Origin of the sequence: Citrobacter sp. Cpo090 (assembly GCF_030332665.1) — a bacterium.
GTDB classification, from domain to species: Bacteria; Pseudomonadota; Gammaproteobacteria; order Enterobacterales; family Enterobacteriaceae; genus Citrobacter; species Citrobacter portucalensis.
In genome coordinates this window covers 801,354-816,070 of the sequence record NZ_JAOWHK010000025.1, presented here as the reverse complement: position 1 = coordinate 816,070, position 14,717 = coordinate 801,354, and the positions used below count along the sequence as shown (strand labels likewise).

General features: G+C 48.9%; 31 protein-coding genes and 1 tRNA gene. 24 read left to right on the top strand and 8 right to left on the bottom strand.

Translation table 11 applies throughout. The features are described 5' to 3' along the window. Positions 1-2 precede the first annotated feature (2 nt). From OGY83_RS06590 to OGY83_RS06555, 8 genes are all read right to left on the bottom strand, one after another. A complete protein-coding gene (locus OGY83_RS06590) occupies positions 3-296 on the bottom strand; it encodes a host-nuclease inhibitor Gam family protein (RefSeq protein ID WP_286635530.1) in 294 nt (97 codons plus the stop codon). 73 nt (positions 297-369) lie between these two features. Further along, on the bottom strand, positions 370-579 hold the full coding sequence (locus OGY83_RS06585) for a cell division protein FtsZ (protein WP_103770193.1): 210 nt from the start codon (positions 577-579) through the stop codon (positions 370-372). Between the two features lie 37 nt (positions 580-616). Beyond that, a complete protein-coding gene (locus OGY83_RS06580) occupies positions 617-853 on the bottom strand; it encodes a hypothetical protein (protein WP_286635529.1) in 237 nt (78 codons plus the stop codon). A gap of 135 nt (positions 854-988) precedes the next feature. Next, positions 989-1,285, bottom strand: coding sequence for a regulator (locus tag OGY83_RS06575; RefSeq protein ID WP_286635528.1), 297 nt, complete (start codon positions 1,283-1,285; stop codon positions 989-991). A 46-nt stretch (positions 1,286-1,331) separates the two neighbouring features. Next, entirely contained in the window at positions 1,332-1,490 is a 159-nt protein-coding gene (locus tag OGY83_RS06570) for a hypothetical protein (protein WP_286635527.1), read from the bottom strand. A gap of 20 nt (positions 1,491-1,510) precedes the next feature. Beyond that, positions 1,511-1,759, bottom strand: coding sequence for a transcriptional antitermination N peptide (locus OGY83_RS06565; RefSeq protein ID WP_048220904.1), 249 nt, complete (start codon positions 1,757-1,759; stop codon positions 1,511-1,513). Between the two features lie 324 nt (positions 1,760-2,083). Next, on the bottom strand, positions 2,084-2,491 hold the full coding sequence (locus OGY83_RS06560) for a hypothetical protein (protein WP_286635526.1): 408 nt from the start codon (positions 2,489-2,491) through the stop codon (positions 2,084-2,086). Further along, positions 2,488-3,120 carry a LexA family protein gene (locus OGY83_RS06555; protein ID WP_286635525.1) on the bottom strand — a complete coding sequence of 211 codons (633 nt, stop codon included), beginning with the start codon at positions 3,118-3,120 and terminating at the stop codon, positions 2,488-2,490. Before OGY83_RS06555 ends, OGY83_RS06560 begins: the two co-directional genes overlap by 4 nt. Positions 3,121-3,222: 102 nt before the next feature. Between OGY83_RS06555 and OGY83_RS06550 the strand changes: the two genes are divergently transcribed. The 24 genes from OGY83_RS06550 to OGY83_RS06440 all read left to right on the top strand — a co-directional run bounded on the left by OGY83_RS06550 (position 3,223) and on the right by OGY83_RS06440 (position 14,713). Beyond that, a complete protein-coding gene (locus tag OGY83_RS06550) occupies positions 3,223-3,438 on the top strand; it encodes a helix-turn-helix domain-containing protein (RefSeq protein WP_071701411.1) in 216 nt (71 codons plus the stop codon). A 109-nt stretch (positions 3,439-3,547) separates the two neighbouring features. Further along, the gene (locus OGY83_RS06545; protein ID WP_117343701.1) at positions 3,548-3,832 is read left to right on the top strand and encodes a CII family transcriptional regulator; all 285 of its coding nucleotides are present in this window, start codon (positions 3,548-3,550) and stop codon (positions 3,830-3,832) included. 38 nt (positions 3,833-3,870) lie between these two features. Continuing rightward, complete coding sequence (locus OGY83_RS06540; protein ID WP_286635524.1) at positions 3,871-4,701, top strand: replication protein; 831 nt, start codon at positions 3,871-3,873, stop codon at positions 4,699-4,701. A 2-nt stretch (positions 4,702-4,703) separates the two neighbouring features. Next, on the top strand, positions 4,704-5,555 hold the full coding sequence (locus OGY83_RS06535) for an ATP-binding protein (RefSeq protein WP_286635523.1): 852 nt from the start codon (positions 4,704-4,706) through the stop codon (positions 5,553-5,555). Continuing rightward, the gene (locus OGY83_RS06530; RefSeq protein WP_286635522.1) at positions 5,552-5,959 is read left to right on the top strand and encodes a hypothetical protein; all 408 of its coding nucleotides are present in this window, start codon (positions 5,552-5,554) and stop codon (positions 5,957-5,959) included. The genes OGY83_RS06535 and OGY83_RS06530 overlap by 4 nt, the downstream gene beginning before the upstream one ends. Beyond that, positions 5,953-6,147 (top strand): hypothetical protein, encoded by a 195-nt coding sequence (locus OGY83_RS06525; protein WP_286635521.1) that lies wholly within the window; start codon positions 5,953-5,955, stop codon positions 6,145-6,147. The genes OGY83_RS06530 and OGY83_RS06525 overlap by 7 nt, the downstream gene beginning before the upstream one ends. Before the next feature lie 343 nt (positions 6,148-6,490). Continuing rightward, a complete protein-coding gene (locus tag OGY83_RS06520; protein ID WP_286635520.1) occupies positions 6,491-7,009 on the top strand; it encodes a phiTE_015 family protein in 519 nt (172 codons plus the stop codon). Then, the gene (locus OGY83_RS06515) at positions 7,006-7,131 is read left to right on the top strand and encodes a hypothetical protein (RefSeq protein WP_286635519.1); all 126 of its coding nucleotides are present in this window, start codon (positions 7,006-7,008) and stop codon (positions 7,129-7,131) included. Before OGY83_RS06520 ends, OGY83_RS06515 begins: the two co-directional genes overlap by 4 nt. Continuing rightward, on the top strand, positions 7,128-7,580 hold the full coding sequence (locus OGY83_RS06510) for an ead/Ea22-like family protein (protein ID WP_286635518.1): 453 nt from the start codon (positions 7,128-7,130) through the stop codon (positions 7,578-7,580). Before OGY83_RS06515 ends, OGY83_RS06510 begins: the two co-directional genes overlap by 4 nt. A gap of 1 nt (position 7,581) precedes the next feature. After that, positions 7,582-8,337, top strand: coding sequence for a hypothetical protein (locus OGY83_RS06505; RefSeq protein ID WP_286635517.1), 756 nt, complete (start codon positions 7,582-7,584; stop codon positions 8,335-8,337). Between the two features lie 10 nt (positions 8,338-8,347). Next, the gene (locus tag OGY83_RS06500; RefSeq protein WP_286635516.1) at positions 8,348-9,064 is read left to right on the top strand and encodes a DUF551 domain-containing protein; all 717 of its coding nucleotides are present in this window, start codon (positions 8,348-8,350) and stop codon (positions 9,062-9,064) included. A 93-nt stretch (positions 9,065-9,157) separates the two neighbouring features. Further along, on the top strand, positions 9,158-9,484 hold the full coding sequence (locus tag OGY83_RS06495) for a hypothetical protein (protein WP_286635515.1): 327 nt from the start codon (positions 9,158-9,160) through the stop codon (positions 9,482-9,484). Continuing rightward, complete coding sequence (locus OGY83_RS06490) at positions 9,484-9,741, top strand: DNA polymerase III subunit theta (protein ID WP_286635514.1); 258 nt, start codon at positions 9,484-9,486, stop codon at positions 9,739-9,741. The genes OGY83_RS06495 and OGY83_RS06490 overlap by 1 nt, the downstream gene beginning before the upstream one ends. Beyond that, positions 9,741-9,995, top strand: a complete 255-nt coding sequence (locus OGY83_RS06485; RefSeq protein ID WP_286635513.1) for a hypothetical protein — start codon at positions 9,741-9,743, stop codon at positions 9,993-9,995. The genes OGY83_RS06490 and OGY83_RS06485 overlap by 1 nt, the downstream gene beginning before the upstream one ends. Before the next feature lie 199 nt (positions 9,996-10,194). Further along, positions 10,195-10,644, top strand: coding sequence for a recombination protein NinB (locus OGY83_RS06480; protein ID WP_286635512.1), 450 nt, complete (start codon positions 10,195-10,197; stop codon positions 10,642-10,644). Further along, positions 10,637-11,224, top strand: a complete 588-nt coding sequence (locus tag OGY83_RS06475) for a recombination protein NinG (protein WP_286635511.1) — start codon at positions 10,637-10,639, stop codon at positions 11,222-11,224. The genes OGY83_RS06480 and OGY83_RS06475 overlap by 8 nt, the downstream gene beginning before the upstream one ends. Beyond that, positions 11,221-11,415: a hypothetical protein gene (locus tag OGY83_RS06470; protein WP_286635510.1), complete on the top strand. Its 195-nt coding sequence runs from the start codon at positions 11,221-11,223 to the stop codon at positions 11,413-11,415. The genes OGY83_RS06475 and OGY83_RS06470 overlap by 4 nt, the downstream gene beginning before the upstream one ends. Beyond that, positions 11,412-12,101: a bacteriophage antitermination protein Q gene (locus OGY83_RS06465; protein WP_286635509.1), complete on the top strand. Its 690-nt coding sequence runs from the start codon at positions 11,412-11,414 to the stop codon at positions 12,099-12,101. Before OGY83_RS06470 ends, OGY83_RS06465 begins: the two co-directional genes overlap by 4 nt. Before the next feature lie 236 nt (positions 12,102-12,337). Next, positions 12,338-12,412 (top strand) — tRNA-Asn (locus OGY83_RS06460). A gap of 377 nt (positions 12,413-12,789) precedes the next feature. After that, positions 12,790-13,107, top strand: a complete 318-nt coding sequence (locus tag OGY83_RS06455) for a phage holin family protein (RefSeq protein WP_063451792.1) — start codon at positions 12,790-12,792, stop codon at positions 13,105-13,107. Then, the gene (locus OGY83_RS06450; RefSeq protein WP_286635508.1) at positions 13,091-13,549 is read left to right on the top strand and encodes a glycoside hydrolase family 24 protein; all 459 of its coding nucleotides are present in this window, start codon (positions 13,091-13,093) and stop codon (positions 13,547-13,549) included. Before OGY83_RS06455 ends, OGY83_RS06450 begins: the two co-directional genes overlap by 17 nt. Continuing rightward, the gene (locus OGY83_RS06445) at positions 13,546-13,959 is read left to right on the top strand and encodes a DUF2570 domain-containing protein (RefSeq protein WP_286635507.1); all 414 of its coding nucleotides are present in this window, start codon (positions 13,546-13,548) and stop codon (positions 13,957-13,959) included. The genes OGY83_RS06450 and OGY83_RS06445 overlap by 4 nt, the downstream gene beginning before the upstream one ends. Continuing rightward, positions 13,913-14,116: an Rz1-like lysis system protein LysC gene (lysC, locus tag OGY83_RS25290; protein WP_418921860.1), complete on the top strand. Its 204-nt coding sequence runs from the start codon at positions 13,913-13,915 to the stop codon at positions 14,114-14,116. The genes OGY83_RS06445 and lysC overlap by 47 nt, the downstream gene beginning before the upstream one ends. 87 nt (positions 14,117-14,203) lie before the next feature. After that, positions 14,204-14,713, top strand: coding sequence for a tail needle knob protein (locus OGY83_RS06440; RefSeq protein WP_286635506.1), 510 nt, complete (start codon positions 14,204-14,206; stop codon positions 14,711-14,713). Positions 14,714-14,717: the final 4 nt, after the last annotated feature.

Sequence of the window (14,717 nt, the reverse complement as noted above, 5' to 3'; positions counted from 1 at the left end):
TACTATCCCTCATCAATATCTGTTTGGTGGCGAGCAATTGTCTCTGCCATGTAGCGAATAAATTCAGCGGCCTTTTCCTGAAACTCGACGTCATCATCGAATGCTTTTGAAATGGCCTTCTTGCTGGCCCCGCGTCGTTGCAACTCGTCAACGCACAACGATTCCAGCTTGCTCTGAGGAAATCCTTTCTCAAGGTCATCAGCCAGTTCAGATTCACGCTCCTCTCTGGCTATTTGCTGATAATGGCGCGTCCAGTTCTGCGCCTCGATACGGTCTTGAACGAGATATGCAGCCATAATCGGCTCCTGAAATTTGGTTGTGCGCTTCCCGTCTGCGATAGCCGGACGAGTAGGGGAAATGGGTTTGAAATTAGTGCTGGATAGGGTTGCCGCGTCCGTCGAGAAGGACGTCAATCACGCAGTCAGTGAGCCGGATAATCTCTGCATCGGTGTGCAGATACACCCATTTACGCTCCTGAATGACGGCTGATACGCGATAGGTGCGGCCCTCGTGAAGCGCCATCATTCCAGGCATCACGCACTGGCGAATCATTGGCGTCGTTCCGTAGTGTCCGATCATGATTTACCCTCCACCTGCTTGCCGTTGTGGGTTACTGTCATGATGTCTCCCGGGCGCGGAGCATTGCGTCTGCGATGTAATACGCATCAACAGCTAATTCTCTGTACTGCGGTGAGTCCGGGCCACCACCAAATGAATGTCCGTCGTATCTACGCACAATTGCTGCCATCGCTTTTATTGCCATGTAATCACGCAGCGTCATGCCTTCAATTGGGTAGTTGTGATCGCTTCCAGCAACTGGAAACGCTGGGCCACCATTATTTTCTTTGCTCATAATCATCTCCGCGCTTAAGCCGCGCCGCTGAACGTTAAAAGACCTCTGCGCTAACAGGCGGTGGATAGCCGCCATTCATAACTGAGCGTCCTCTGAGAAGACGCTGAGGTATGAAAAAAGCCGCTTGTTAGGCGGCTATTGAGGTTCACGAGGCTTGTGATTGAATCGGTGCCAGCCGTCGGTTAATTCAAATGTGTCGTAACTGGCACGGCGCTCAGCGAAACCAAGCTCAACTGAAAGCGCATGTAGTTCATGGCGTCGCTTAATCTGCTCCATGGCAATCCACTCAGCGTCAGCATTACGCTTTTGAGCTTGCTTGGGAGTCAGCTCTAAGCTGTTTATGGAGCTCAACTTCTGCTGTCGCTTCATGTCCTGCTTCATATTTTTCAGAACATTTATCATAGAATCGATGCGTTGAACGTCGTCGATCATCGCCTTACCCTCTGTTTGTATCGTGAGCTAATAAAAAGGCCGCCAGTTAGGCAGCCATATGTTTATGCATCCTGATGTACCTTTTGAGAAATTTATCTTCATTTGGAAGGATATAAACCCAGTTACCATGCAGATAAAGACCAGCAGCAGCTACTGCCCTATCTGATGCTGGCTTACTGCGAAGAATTGCCTTAATTTTCTCCATTGCCTCACCTCATAAGTTAATTAACGCGCCGTAACCGATTTGCTGCTGCGATGTCCTGCGGCGTATAGCGCAACATCCGGCAAACATGCAGATCCGCCTGTATTGCTGTCACGCAGACTACCGAGCGAAGTGGCGCGGTCTACTCGTGACATATCATGCTTAACTCCATGTAACGCGTTCTGAGCAGCCTCAGCGCGTCGTTTAGCCATCAGCTCGCCACGTTTCAGATAACGACGTGTAACGCTGTTGCTTGCGATAAATTTGGTCATATGTCCTCCAGTGGTTGCTTTAGGGTGTGACGCTCAGGCGCTTATCTTCTGAGTTGCTGTCGATGCAGCTGCATTTCGTCACACTCCAAAGCAACTTCCTTTGGTCTCCCACAAGGGCGGGAGAAGTAACCCCATCAGTGTTAAAGAGCTGAGACTCAATTCCTTGTCTCGGTGGTGCTTCCTGCTGATGGGATAAATTTACAAGATAGTTTGTATTGTGTCTACAAGGAATATTGTATTTTTGGACAATAAAAACAAACTCCGTTGTTTTTAAACGGAAAATAATTTGTTTTTATTATTTAGAAGATGGTGTTTGAGGGGGAATTAATTGGTGCACGTACCAGCTACATCACCAACAAATGCCTTGGTTGATGTGAGTTTCTGATAGCCAGGTATGTTCATGACTTTGGAGTAAATAACTTTTTTATCCTTGGTTACTGACCATGTTTCAACTGTTATTCCGCCGCCTGATTGGTAACTTCCTACCATGGTATTGCTAGACAGCGGAACGTAAGAGAGATCAGAAACAGATGAGCCATCCATATGGGTTAATGACGCTATGTCTCCATTAATGGTTAGCTTGAAAGCAACTCCGGTCATCGCATCATCAATGAATGTATAGCCGTCATCGCTAAATGAAGATTTACCTTGAAGGCCAGACACAATCCAGCAATCAGCATTAGATAGCGGAGATAGTGAAAGCAATGCCATAGCTATTATGTAATTTCTCATACGAATTTTACCCTTGCCTCCACTACGACACCGATGATCTTGCAGTTCCCGTTTATGGGAATCATCGGCCACGCCGGATTCAGTCCTTTCAGGTATTTCATGCCACCATCTATGACTAATTTTTTAAATGTAGCCTCATTAGCATCGATCAGTTTGGCAACCACAAGGCTACCGTTTGATGGCTCTCTGCCAGTATCGACCAAAACAAGATGACCTTCGGGTATGCTCTGGCCTGCAGGTGATGTCATTGAGTCGCCTTCAACTCTAAGCCAGAAGCCATCTCCTAGCATGTTGATGTCGCTGTCATACCATTCTTCAATATCTTTCAGATTATATGGCTCGCATGCTTCAGACCAGCATCCGGCACTTACAGCACTAATCAATGGATATTTCCCCTTTGGATTATTTGGGCCAGCATATTCTACATTGGCTTCAGGAGATCCATTCAAAAGCCAATCAACGCTAGTACCCAATGCAACAGCAAGCTCAGGAAGGAACCTTGGGCGCTTTGTTTTTCCGTTTTCAAGCTGCTCAATTGATTGCTGTGTTGTTCCTACTCTTTCGGCAAGCTCAACTTGGTTAAGTCCTAACTGAGTTCTTTTGCTTTTTACCCTGGAAGAAATACTCATAAACACCTCTGTAAAGTTACCTCCATGGTTACAAGAAAAACTGTAATTGACAAACAAGTTACTTTGTATGAAAATACAAGAAAGTTTGTAGAAGGAGGCATTATGCAAACATTATCTGAGCGCCTCAAAAACAAACGAGTGTCACTGAAAATGACCCAAACCGAGCTTGCTACAAAAGCCGGTGTAAAGCAGCAGTCAATTCAATTGATTGAAGCTGGAGTCACAAAGCGTCCTCGTTTCTTGTTTGAGATTGCAACGGCTCTTAACTGCGACCCTGTATGGCTGCAGTACGGAGAGAAAGACGGCAAAGCCGCTTAATTACCACCGCTCTTTAACATTGCTGCTCATCCTCTCCGCCCTTGTGGAGATAACAACTACGCATCACAGGATGCGCATTAACTATTTCACACCAAAGGAATTATCACAGATGGATAACACAACTACCCGAAACAAAACTCAGGCTCGAAAAATCGAGTCTTGGATCCTGAATCAGATTGCCATGCGCGGCTCTACTAACGTAGCCAAAGCGTTGGGTATGGATAAGTCAGGTATTACCCGCTGGAAGGAAAGCATGCTGCCGAAGTTGTCGATGCTTCTTGCCGTTCTGGAGTGGGGCGTTGTCGATGACGACATGGCCCGGTTAGCGAAAGAGGTTGCTTCAATCCTCAAAAATGAAAAGACGCCCAGCTGCGGTAACAGTCTGGACGCCTAAAAGCACTGTGTCATGTCAACAAAGTTGCAGGAGTAATTATGGCAAATATCGCCAGAGTATACAACTTCCCTGGGGCTGACTCGGGGGATCAGGAGTCTCGCGTGGCAGAACTCGATGACGGATACACCCGTATCGCTAACGAGCTGCTGGAATCCATTGCAAGTGCTGATTTAACTGCTCGCCAGCTAAAGTTGATGCTGGCGTATATCAGGAAAACATACGGCTTCAATAAGAAATCAGATCGCATTGCCGATGAGCAAATCGCTCAAATTACCGGTCTGTCCAGGCAGAACGTAAACAAGGCAAAAAAAGAGCTGCTTTCAATGAACTGTCTGTTTCTGGATGGAAGCAAAATTGGCGTGAACAAGGAGGTTTCTGCATGGCGTTTCAGCAAGTGTCTCCAAGTTAGCAATTTTGTCTCCAAATCAGAGACACGTAATGTCTCCAAGTTAGAGACAAGTGAAGTCTCGAAGTTAGAGACACACAAAAGACATTCTTTAAAGACAAATAAAGACAATATAAATAATCCCCCTATAGTCCCCCAGGCTGCAGTTCCTCCAAAGCCTGAAAAGACACAAAAACGAGCTACTCAATTTCCTAAAGACTTCACGACCACTGAAGGCAATTTGAAATTAGCAACTGAGCTTGGTGTCGACCTGCAAAGCGAAGTATCGGCATTCTCAGATCACCACCAATCGAAAGGTTCAACGTTCAAGGACTGGAACCTTGCGCTTAACACCTGGCTGAGAAATGCGGCGAAGTTCGGAAGGAGAGCACAACCCGTTGCCAGAACCTCTTCTCGATCACTGTCAGAAAATTTTGCTGGCAAAGACTATGGCCAGACAGAAATCCCTGATTGGGCGAGGTGATCATGCAGCTTCATGAAAAAATATCTCAGATTGAGAAGAAACTCGAAGAACTCAAAGTTGCCCCTCTGGATATTCAGTACACAACCGTTGAGTTTGGCACTGGAAACTGTGAGAAACATGGTGAGTTTGAGCAGCGTAACCGCATATCAACCGGGCCAATAAAACTCCCCACAAGGCCTAGTGAGTGTCCTTCTTGTCTGCAAGAAGAATTGGACCTTCTTAATCGCGAACTTGACCAACAAAACCGTGCGGCAAGAGAGCGAAATATTGAGCGACTGATGCTCGACCTGCAGATACCTGAACGATTCTCAGAATGCACACTTGATAACTACGAACCTGTCAACGACGACTCGAAGCGGGCTCTACGAGTATGCCAGGCCTATGCCAGTAAGTGGCCTGAAAGACTTAAGCGTGGCGGTGGATTGGTCATGTGTGGGAAGCCAGGAACCGGTAAAAATCATCTGGCACTAGCAATAGCAAAGCGCGTCATCGAAGAGCATCAAAGTCCAGTCGCTTTCACCACGGCGCTAAAAATTGCCAGGGAGTTCAAATCGACATGGTCAAAGACGGCTACAAGAACCGAAGACGAAGTTATCAGGCAGTTCACCAAGCCTGACCTGCTGATCATCGATGAAGTAGGGGTTCAGTTTGGAAGCGAAGCGGAGAAGCTGATTATGTTCGAAATCATCAACACCAGATACGAGCGCATGAAGCCAACCATCCTGATTAGCAACCAGACCAAAGAAGAACTTTCGGCATTCATTGGTGAGCGCGTCATAGACCGCATGAGCGACGGCGGCGGCTGCACACTGTCATTCACCTGGGATTCATACCGCTCGAAGGGGGCCGCATGATGGACAGCCTAAAGCAACGCATTCTCGATTACGTATCAGTTAACCAACCAGCCAAGGTTGATCTGATTTACAAGGAGCTTGGCATCTGTCGTAACCGGTACTACGAAGAGGCCAAGCAACTCCGCTTCATGGGCAAGCTGCGCAGCGTGCCGGGTATCGGTGTATTCCCCGGCGAAGATGCTTATCAGCACTGGCTGAAAAGTGGCGGCTACGATGAAATCCGGCGTCGTGCTGTTGAGGCTAACCTGAGCAGCCAGGAAGCGAAGGGTATGAAAAAGACGCGTAACAGTGACGACCCGAAGATGTTCGCACCATACGACCCGGCAAAGAATGGAGTCGTGGCTGAGTTTATGCAGAGCGATGCGAGAAAGCGGCTGATGATGGTTTATGGGAGGGCATGTTGATAATCGCAAAAATCATTGGCGTTCTCTGGATGCTGCTGTGGTTCGTTATTGTTCTACAGGCTTTCGTGCGCGGAGTAACCGAAGGGAAAGATGCTTTTGGCTATTTCGTGGCAAGCATATTCATGTGGCTGTTGGTTGCCGTTGCCCCGATAGCAATCATCAAATTCGGATGGAATTACATCAGGTAAATCTGACATGACTGAAATCTACATAGCAGAGCTATCTGCAAGCGTGGCCGTGATAGTCGGCCTTTTTTATGCCCGGAGGAAATGGTGAAGATTCGTTGCTTAATCGGTTTACATAAGTGGGTTCTGTTTAAGAAAGAGCTCCATCCTTATCAATCTATAACTGGGTTACAGCCAACCATCATCTTTCACTACGGCTGCAATGGTTGCGGCAGAAAGAAAGAAGAAATCCGGGAGGAAGGTTACTGGCACACCTTCAAACCTGAACATTTAAATCATGAAATTAAATAGCAAAAACATCGATTAACAGGCTCGCAATGCGGGCCTTTTTTATGAGGGTAGGATTATGACTAGCAGAGAAAAATTTGAGCAAGCCATTAAGGCGCGCTTCGGTGACTCGATTGATTACCGCGTCTGTAAAAACTCTGATGGCGAGTACATGGCCTGGGACATGCAGGTTGCATGGTGGGCATGGCAAGCAGCAGAAACAGACATGGCAGTACAGCTCGCTAACGCCGAGAGCAAGTGCAGGGAGCTGGCGGCGGAGTGTGCAGCGCTGAAAGATGGTGTAAACAAGGCGGTTGAGGATATCCAGTGCTTTTATGATTCTTATGGGTGGCACGTATCGGAAGATGGAGAGAGTGAAACAGCGGTCGTTGCACTTGATGATGCAAAAGGCAGCATTGAGCATTTTGCGTTGAGCGTCAAAACCCCAGTCACCGATGCTTTCATGGCTGAAGTGCGGGCGCAGGGTGTGGAGGCGTGTGCAGAGTCATTGCTGTCAAATGACGATATTGGAGTTGATAGCGAATATCCACTAATGCGTGACTTCGCCGCCCAACTTCGCAAAGGAGCCGCGCTATGAGCAAGAACACAATTCCGGAGTGGATGCGCTCAACAAAGCCTACCGAAGCAGAGCGCAAAGAAGTACGTGAGGCTATTACCCGCTATATCAATCGCCGCAAGGAGCAGGAGGCAGCCCAATGACAGCACTCAACAAACAGGCGCTGATTGCCAAAATCAAAAAGCAGACCGAAAGCTTTGACACAGTGGTGCTAAAAGAGGGTGAAGCTAACGCGCTGGTAGAGGCGCTGGAAGCGGCAGAGAAGCGCAATGCTGAATTACAGAGAGAGAATGTATACATCCGTAACCGGTACAAAGAACTGGACCTGTTAATCGGGAAGAGCATTCTGGTCATGCAGGCTGCAATTATCGAATGGCAGGCAACTGGCGACGCTAAGAACGGACTGGCATGGATTTATAACACGCTGTTTGGCCCTGGCGAATTGCCTGACGAATCTGAGAAAGATGCTCAGGCCTACTTTGACCGCAAATACGCACCGATTGACGAAGAGCTTATGGCGCTTCACAAGTGGTTTTGGGAACAAAGTGAAGCTGAACGCGCCGCCGCTGGCATTGGCGTGAAGGGGGAGTGAGATGATTCACTATCACGGCGGACCAATAACGCCGGATACGTGCGCCATGAAAGCGTGGAAAGGACGCCATGCGTTTATCAGTTTCGCGCACTCCGGGCAAATTAACCTCGCAGCTGAATACTGCCAGTCATTCGCGCTGGACAACGGTGCATTCACTGCGTGGAAAGCAGCTGGCAAAAACAAAATCGACTGGAGCGATTACTACGAGTTTGTGGCCCGCTGGAAAAATCATCCCGGCTTTGATTTCGCCATCATCCCGGATGTTATCGACGGCGGCGAGGAAGAGAACGAAGCGCTTCTTGATGAGTGGCCGCATGGGGAGTTTTTCGGCGTTCCTGTCTGGCACATGAATGAAAGCGACGAGCGTTTTATCAGGCTCTGCAATGAGTATCCCCGCGTTGCAATCGGTTCATGTGGTGACTATGACGTTAAGCGTCCCAACCTTGCTGTAGCCAGAATGAAAGACCTGATTCGTCATGTTGTTGATGCTCACAGCCAGCCTGTCACTAAGTTGCACGGTTTGCGCATGTTAAACCCGCTGATATTCACAAAGTTACCGTTAGCCATCGCTGATAGTACAAATGTCGCCCGTAACATCGGCATCGATAAAGCATGGTCTGGTGCTTACGCGCCAGCTTCAAAAGAAACTCGCGCCGCGTTAATGGTAGAGCGCATTGAATCGCATAACAGCCCCGGCTCTCTTGCGTACTGCGAGCAGCGTGACCGGTTCGACATGCAACTGCAATTAGCAGTTTAAGGAATAACCCATGACAACTAACCACCCGGCGCACGGTCCTGTATCACTCGATCGCCTGCACCAGATACGCGAAATACTCAGCAAAGCAGCAGCACAAAGCGACGGCGGCAATCTCGGCTACGCAATGGCTGATGCTGTGAAGGTGATTGATGGGGCGATTGCAGCGTTTGGTGCGGAGCCTGTGGTAGTCAACGACGACATGGCCTACGCATTCCATCATGCACTGTCTGATTCATCGTTAGGTGACGATGAGGTAGAGGAAATTAAGACCGGTTTGCGTGCTGCCTTTGCCAACGTCAACGCACAACCAGCACCGGTAGTTAATACGATTGACGAAACATTAATCGAGGCACTTAGGCTCGTACAATGCATGCTTGATGATTATCGGGAGAGAAACTATGGGCACGCTCAGGAATGGATTCGCTATATAAGCGCTAAAATGGACGATTACAGCGAACAGCATGGTGACGATGCATATTCTGTTATCAGCGCCGCCATGCTTCAGGCTGGCAACTTTCCGGTAACTCCGGATGGTTGGATTCCGGTAAGCGAGCGGATGCCTGAAGGAAGCGAAGAAGTTTTATGTACTAAAGAATTTGATGGCCCTGGTGACTGGCACAAGAAGGTAGGTTATTGGCTCTCAGGGAAATGGACAGTGTATGGTGCATCATGGACGCCAACTCACTGGATGCCGCTGCCAGCATCACCGCAGCAGGAGGTGAAGTGACGAACAAGCTGACGATAATCCGCATAGATGCAAATCAAGGCTCTTAGGGGCCTTTTATTCTATGATAAACGGACTTTGTTTGAGAGTGACATCATGAAGCCGAAGAAGCTAAATGCTAAGCAGCAATACCAATTAGACGTTGAGTTGGTCAAGAAGAAACCTGCGAACCGGGCAGAGGCAAAAGCCCATTTGGCGGCACAATTACGGATTAGTAAATACAAGGCTCAAACCTCTTCCAAAATTAGCGTTGGTAGTTTCAGGGGAAAAAAGACGGTGCATTTCAGCAAGGCAGAAGAAGAGGCCAGGGCTGCGCTAAATAAAGCAAATGCCATTAGATTTTCGGAAGGGGAGGTCGAGTCCGTCGATACTGATCGAATCTCAGAAACCAACAAACGCTGGCGCGGGAGAACTGCTGACTAATGTCTGACTGGAATATTGCTGCAAAGCCACAGGAAGAGCAGGACAAGGTTAACGTCGACCTGGCTGCCAGTGGCGTAGCGTACAAAGAGCGCCTGAACATGCCGGTAATCGCTGAGCAGGTAGCCCGTGAGCAGCCAGAGCATCTTCGCGAATACTTCATGGAGCGCGTACGCCACTACCGTGAGCAGAGCCTGACGCTTCCGAAATCATCCGATCTGCGCTATCTGGATATGGCAGCCCAGAACGAGAAGAAGTAATGGGATGTCTCATTGTTGGCGGCATCAAGTTTTACACTCTGGCAGAAGGTGAGTCGTATCCGGATCCGCATGCTGATAACCGGTATGTCGGCGCATATGCCGTTTTTCCGTTCGAGGGAAAGTGGGTAGCTCAGAAGTATTTCAGGGGAGGGCACTGGAGAGATATCACCGAGCGCCGATTCGACACCGAAAACGAGGCATTCAACTTCACTTACGAATACGCGTTTCTCCCGGAAAACCGCTACAAATATTAATCCGCGCAACAGCAAGCAACGTTTGATTTCCAATAATCAACCAGCCATAATCGCTTCACCAGAGCCTGAACAACTCTGGTGACTTCTGCGCATTTAAGGGGACTTAAATGCGACTACAATCTGAAATCATCACCTTGTCACAGATGCTTAGCGGCACCTGCGATTTTCTGCATTCTGCGTTACCTCTCGGAGGTGGCGTATGAAGCAACAATTCCACCTCGTAAACGAATCTGTTAAGCAGAACGCCATCAACTACATCCGTGAGTTGCCGGTAGATGCTAAGCGCCCGTTGATTCTCGATATCAAAGAGATGACCCGCACCGCTCAGCAAAACCGTAAATTATGGCCGCTTTTAAAAGACCTATCCGATCAAGTTCTCTGGTTCGGCAGCAAATACGACTCAGACGACTGGAAAGATTTGATAACCGCAATGGTAGCCAAGTCCAAGAAGCAGGAGCAACGAATGGCTCCCGGTCTGGATGGCGGCATTGTGATGTTCGGTCAACGTACCAGCAAGATGACTGTGCGCCAGATGGTAGAAGTCATCGAGGCTATCTACTGGTTCGGCACTCAGCAGAACGTCAAATTCAGCGACAAGTCCCGCATAGAAATTGAATGGGCTAAGCAGTGGGGTGATCGCAATGCGTAAACCAACCCGCCGCAGCTGCAAAATCTGCAGGACAAAATTCACCGCTACCTACGACAACGTCTGGTGGTGCTGTCCTGAGCATGGCTACGAGTACAGCCAGTTGCTGTTAGCCAAGAAGAAACTGGCATCCGAGCGCAAGCGCAAGCAGGAGGCGCAGAAGGAACGCCGTGAGCTGAAGATTCGCAAGAAAGCCTTGCAACCACTTAGCCAATATCACAAACGCGCCCAGACAGCGTTTAACGCGTTTATTCGCCAGCGTGACGCAGGACAACCATGCATCAGCTGTGGTCGTAACTCCGGCGCGAAGATGAACGCTGGTCACTTCCGTACTGTCGGCGCATCGCCAGAAACCCGCTACGACGAAACCAACTGTCATATCCAGTGTGAGGCCTGTAACTCCTATCTGTCAGGAAATATTGGCGAATACCGCCCGCGGCTGATCGCCAAGATTGGACAGGAAGCCTATGACCGTCTGATGGTCCCGCACGAAGCAAAGAAATGGACGCGTGAAGAACTCGACGCACTGGCAGCGCATTACCGCGCAAAGCTCAAAGAACTGAAACAACAGGAGGCAGCATGACCCGCACCGATATCGACAACTATCAGCGCTCGTCAGTAGAGCGTGCTACCAGGCTGACTCCTTACGCAAGAAGTGAAATAGCCCGTCTGGATGTTGAGACAGCAGATCTTCAGAAACGCATCGATCGGAACAACGAATTACGCCGTGAAATTATCAACCGCGCAAACATCAACAAGGGGCCGTCAGCATGAATACTCAATACCTGCAGTTTGTACGCGAGCAGCTTATTGTAGCGACTGCTGACCTGAGCGGCGCAACTAAAGGCCAGTTGGTAGCATTTGCCGAGAATGCGATGTTTGAAGCGACACCGCGCAGCCGATCTCGCCTGAAGGTGGTTAATCCGGCTAACGGTCGCCTGATGAATCCAACCAGCCCACCAATACCAGGACAGCAATCACGCGCCAAAGGTTCATCTATCGCGTTGGTGCGGCCGGTTGAGTATTCAACAGCATCGTGGCGTCGCGCAGTGTTGTCACTCGATGAACATCAGAAGGCGTGGTTGCTCTGGAACTACAGCGAGAATGTGCGATGGGAAAATCAGGTTTCGATAACTCAGTGGGCATGGGCAGAGTTCAAATCCTCCCTTGGCACAAAGAAGGTAGCAGGAAAGACGTTGGATAGGCTGAAGGCCCTTATCTGGTTAGCGGCGCAGGACGTTAAAGCAGAACTGGCAGGGCGCGAAACTTACGAATACCAGCAACTGGCAGAGCTTGTTGGCGTCACACCAAAGAACTGGTCTGAGACATTTACCGATCGATGGCTGGAGATGAAACGTACATTCATGCGTCTTGATAGCAGTGCTTTATTGCAAGTAACGCGATCACGTTCACAACAAAAGGCGACAAATTTAGATGTAAGTCTTGCAAAACTGGATTGAAAAGCATATATTTCATGTAAATCTGATATTGTGCGATTTTTGTATGTAACGCACTTTCAGTGATGGTGAGGCAAAAGAGGCGGCTCTCACCACTGAACCGCCTAGTTGGTATCTTCGACGCATCGTCTGGTACTCCAACCATCGCAAGCTGAGAGGTTTGCAAGAGTCTACGCAGTACTGTTTGCGAGAGCGAACATCGAAGCCCCGAGTTAATAGCTTGGGGCTTTTTGCATTCAGGGTCAGAAGCACAGAGGTTGTGCGATCGGCTGTTAACCGATTGGTCGAAGGTTCGAATCCTTCCTGTCCCGCCAAATACCTACCAGGACCATAAGAGCGAAAGCTCAACGCACTACCCTCATCTTGCCAGCATCGCAGCTGGCTTTTTTAAAGCGCATTACCACCAAGAACCAGACCCAACCAACTCATTGCTGAATATCTGTGGCTACGGTGATTAGTGCGCTTCAAAAAAGAAAACCCGCTCAATGGCGGGCTTCGTGAAAATGGGCGACGGTAAGTAGCGTCAACTACTCACCGCCATCTTGCCCGTGACTCGAATCACGAACAAAGACCGAAGGCCCATATCGTCTGATCAGACGGTATAGACATTAGATCGGATTTGTTCATCTAACAATCACCCGCAATCTTATTTTTGAACAAGTCCCCGAGTCTGGGGGTGGAAATGAACAGAATGCCATACAAAAGCGATCCGAACCTCTGGTCGATCCTCATCGCTTTCGGCATGACCCTAGTCGGCGCAATAGCCAGTTATTCATTCAAAGTCCTCAACGGTGAAGCATTTAGTTGGAGGACCATGTGCCTACAACTAATCGTGTCGATATTTGCGGGCCTCCTTATGATTATGATCGCAATCCACTACGGCTGGCCTCAAGAGGTTACAGGTGGCGTGTGCGGTATGGCGGGGTGGTCAGGTTCTTCCCTAATTAAAGCCCTTGAAGGTAGATTCCTGAACAAGGCATCTGGAGTTGTCGATGAAGATAAGCAGTAATCTGCAAGCGTTTCTCGACATGCTTGCTTGGTCTGAAGGAACTAGCCGAATCAAAGGTAGTGATAATGGCTATAACGTTGTCGTAGGTGGCTCGTTATTTAATGGATACGCAGACCATCCACGTAAACTGGTAACGCTGACAAGCCTAGGCATTAAATCAACGGCAGCCGGTAGATACCAATTACTGTCGAGATATTATGATGCTTACAAGAAGCAACTTGGACTGAAAGACTTTTCCCCAGCCAATCAGGACGCTATCGCCATTCAGCAGATTAGAGAGCGTAAAGCTTTGGCTGATATTGAGGCAGGTTATATCAAAGAGGCAATTGCTAAGTGCTCAAACATCTGGGCGTCTCTGCCCGGAGCTGGATATGGTCAATATGAGCACAAAATAGATGACCTGGTGAATAAGTACATCTCTTATGGAGGTGCACTTAAATGAGCATCACCACGATTAAAAACCTCATCCCGTTCATTTTCGCGCTGATCATCATCGGCTTTATCGTCAAGCTCGGCGCTGACAACCGGCAGTTGCGCATCAGTAACGGCACCCTGACAGCAGAGTCAAAGCAACTCAACGTCAAGAACAAGGATCTGGCAACAACCCTGCAGAACCTGACTGATGCTGTCACCGACATGAATAAGTTGGTAGACAAAGAGGCAAAGCGCCGGGCGGCGGCAGAAATGAAATCACAGAGATTGCAGGAAGAGGTGAAGGATGCGCTTAAAAACAACAAGTGCTCTATCGAGCTTATTCCTGATTCTGTCATTGAGCAGCTGCGCAGACAGGCAGATTCAATACGAAGTGGTAAAGACGCCAACAGTACCGATACCGGCAAATCTTCTGGTTGATTGCTTTATACCGACCATTAAAGAAGACATGACGTTTGGCGACAGTGTGCAGCTTAACGTTGCCCTGCTGAGTGCGCTTGATACCTGCAACGGACAGGTACGAACCATCCGAGAAATAGAATCATCCCGAACAGGAAAGATTGCTCAACCCCAATAAGGCGGTGATCAAATCTTGCTGACGGGTAAGCCGGAAGTGACCAATCACTACTGAGAAGCAGAGAAACCGTTGCGCTAAGGAGAAGGTATGTCGCTTTATCCATTTGGTAGTGTTCCGGGGCCATCAGGCCCACCCGGACCGGCAGGGGCATCATCAGTAAGGCAGAAATCAGAATGCTGCTTCAGTGGGCTGAGTCTGGTTATACCGACCACGCCAACCAATCTGATTAACCTGATTAAAAACCTGACGCACACCGGATCCCTTGCGCCATTTTTCAACACAACGACTAACAAGCTAAACGTGTTCAACCAGAACACTACGGTAACGTTCAAGGTTAACGTGATCGGCACATGGTCAGGTGCGTCAACAAACCGAAGCATGACGGTTGATTTCCCGCAGACCAACGGTAACTCGTTGACGAAAACGCGAGACGCTCAGGTCACGACAGACATTCTTTCTTTTCCGACATTCTTCAGTGTCGACAAAGACGGGAATCTGGCTACCAGCGGAAGTGACATCACCATCGTATCGAACGGAGCGACGTTCACGGCCACATCGATTCTTCTTGTTGCTGAACAGATGGTCCCATCCCCATAAGGTG

Bases quoted from the DNA above. Each gene is read 5' to 3' on its own strand.
- OGY83_RS06590 (WP_286635530.1), bottom strand. From the start codon at position 296: ATGGCTGCATATCTCGTTCAAGACCGTATCGAGGCGCAGAACTGGACG.
- OGY83_RS06585 (WP_103770193.1), bottom strand. From the start codon at position 579: ATGATCGGACACTACGGAACGACGCCAATGATTCGCCAGTGCGTGATG.
- OGY83_RS06580 (WP_286635529.1), bottom strand. From the start codon at position 853: ATGAGCAAAGAAAATAATGGTGGCCCAGCGTTTCCAGTTGCTGGAAGC.
- OGY83_RS06575 (WP_286635528.1), bottom strand. From the start codon at position 1,285: ATGATCGACGACGTTCAACGCATCGATTCTATGATAAATGTTCTGAAA.
- OGY83_RS06570 (WP_286635527.1), bottom strand. From the start codon at position 1,490: ATGGAGAAAATTAAGGCAATTCTTCGCAGTAAGCCAGCATCAGATAGG.
- OGY83_RS06565 (WP_048220904.1), bottom strand. From the start codon at position 1,759: ATGACCAAATTTATCGCAAGCAACAGCGTTACACGTCGTTATCTGAAA.
- OGY83_RS06560 (WP_286635526.1), bottom strand. From the start codon at position 2,491: ATGAGAAATTACATAATAGCTATGGCATTGCTTTCACTATCTCCGCTA.
- OGY83_RS06555 (WP_286635525.1), bottom strand. From the start codon at position 3,120: ATGAGTATTTCTTCCAGGGTAAAAAGCAAAAGAACTCAGTTAGGACTT.
- OGY83_RS06550 (WP_071701411.1), top strand. From the start codon at position 3,223: ATGCAAACATTATCTGAGCGCCTCAAAAACAAACGAGTGTCACTGAAA.
- OGY83_RS06545 (WP_117343701.1), top strand. From the start codon at position 3,548: ATGGATAACACAACTACCCGAAACAAAACTCAGGCTCGAAAAATCGAG.
- OGY83_RS06540 (WP_286635524.1), top strand. From the start codon at position 3,871: ATGGCAAATATCGCCAGAGTATACAACTTCCCTGGGGCTGACTCGGGG.
- OGY83_RS06535 (WP_286635523.1), top strand. From the start codon at position 4,704: ATGCAGCTTCATGAAAAAATATCTCAGATTGAGAAGAAACTCGAAGAA.
- OGY83_RS06530 (WP_286635522.1), top strand. From the start codon at position 5,552: ATGATGGACAGCCTAAAGCAACGCATTCTCGATTACGTATCAGTTAAC.
- OGY83_RS06525 (WP_286635521.1), top strand. From the start codon at position 5,953: ATGTTGATAATCGCAAAAATCATTGGCGTTCTCTGGATGCTGCTGTGG.
- OGY83_RS06520 (WP_286635520.1), top strand. From the start codon at position 6,491: ATGACTAGCAGAGAAAAATTTGAGCAAGCCATTAAGGCGCGCTTCGGT.
- OGY83_RS06515 (WP_286635519.1), top strand. From the start codon at position 7,006: ATGAGCAAGAACACAATTCCGGAGTGGATGCGCTCAACAAAGCCTACC.
- OGY83_RS06510 (WP_286635518.1), top strand. From the start codon at position 7,128: ATGACAGCACTCAACAAACAGGCGCTGATTGCCAAAATCAAAAAGCAG.
- OGY83_RS06505 (WP_286635517.1), top strand. From the start codon at position 7,582: ATGATTCACTATCACGGCGGACCAATAACGCCGGATACGTGCGCCATG.
- OGY83_RS06500 (WP_286635516.1), top strand. From the start codon at position 8,348: ATGACAACTAACCACCCGGCGCACGGTCCTGTATCACTCGATCGCCTG.
- OGY83_RS06495 (WP_286635515.1), top strand. From the start codon at position 9,158: ATGAAGCCGAAGAAGCTAAATGCTAAGCAGCAATACCAATTAGACGTT.
- OGY83_RS06490 (WP_286635514.1), top strand. From the start codon at position 9,484: ATGTCTGACTGGAATATTGCTGCAAAGCCACAGGAAGAGCAGGACAAG.
- OGY83_RS06485 (WP_286635513.1), top strand. From the start codon at position 9,741: ATGGGATGTCTCATTGTTGGCGGCATCAAGTTTTACACTCTGGCAGAA.
- OGY83_RS06480 (WP_286635512.1), top strand. From the start codon at position 10,195: ATGAAGCAACAATTCCACCTCGTAAACGAATCTGTTAAGCAGAACGCC.
- OGY83_RS06475 (WP_286635511.1), top strand. From the start codon at position 10,637: ATGCGTAAACCAACCCGCCGCAGCTGCAAAATCTGCAGGACAAAATTC.
- OGY83_RS06470 (WP_286635510.1), top strand. From the start codon at position 11,221: ATGACCCGCACCGATATCGACAACTATCAGCGCTCGTCAGTAGAGCGT.
- OGY83_RS06465 (WP_286635509.1), top strand. From the start codon at position 11,412: ATGAATACTCAATACCTGCAGTTTGTACGCGAGCAGCTTATTGTAGCG.
- OGY83_RS06455 (WP_063451792.1), top strand. From the start codon at position 12,790: ATGCCATACAAAAGCGATCCGAACCTCTGGTCGATCCTCATCGCTTTC.
- OGY83_RS06450 (WP_286635508.1), top strand. From the start codon at position 13,091: ATGAAGATAAGCAGTAATCTGCAAGCGTTTCTCGACATGCTTGCTTGG.
- OGY83_RS06445 (WP_286635507.1), top strand. From the start codon at position 13,546: ATGAGCATCACCACGATTAAAAACCTCATCCCGTTCATTTTCGCGCTG.
- OGY83_RS06440 (WP_286635506.1), top strand. From the start codon at position 14,204: ATGTCGCTTTATCCATTTGGTAGTGTTCCGGGGCCATCAGGCCCACCC.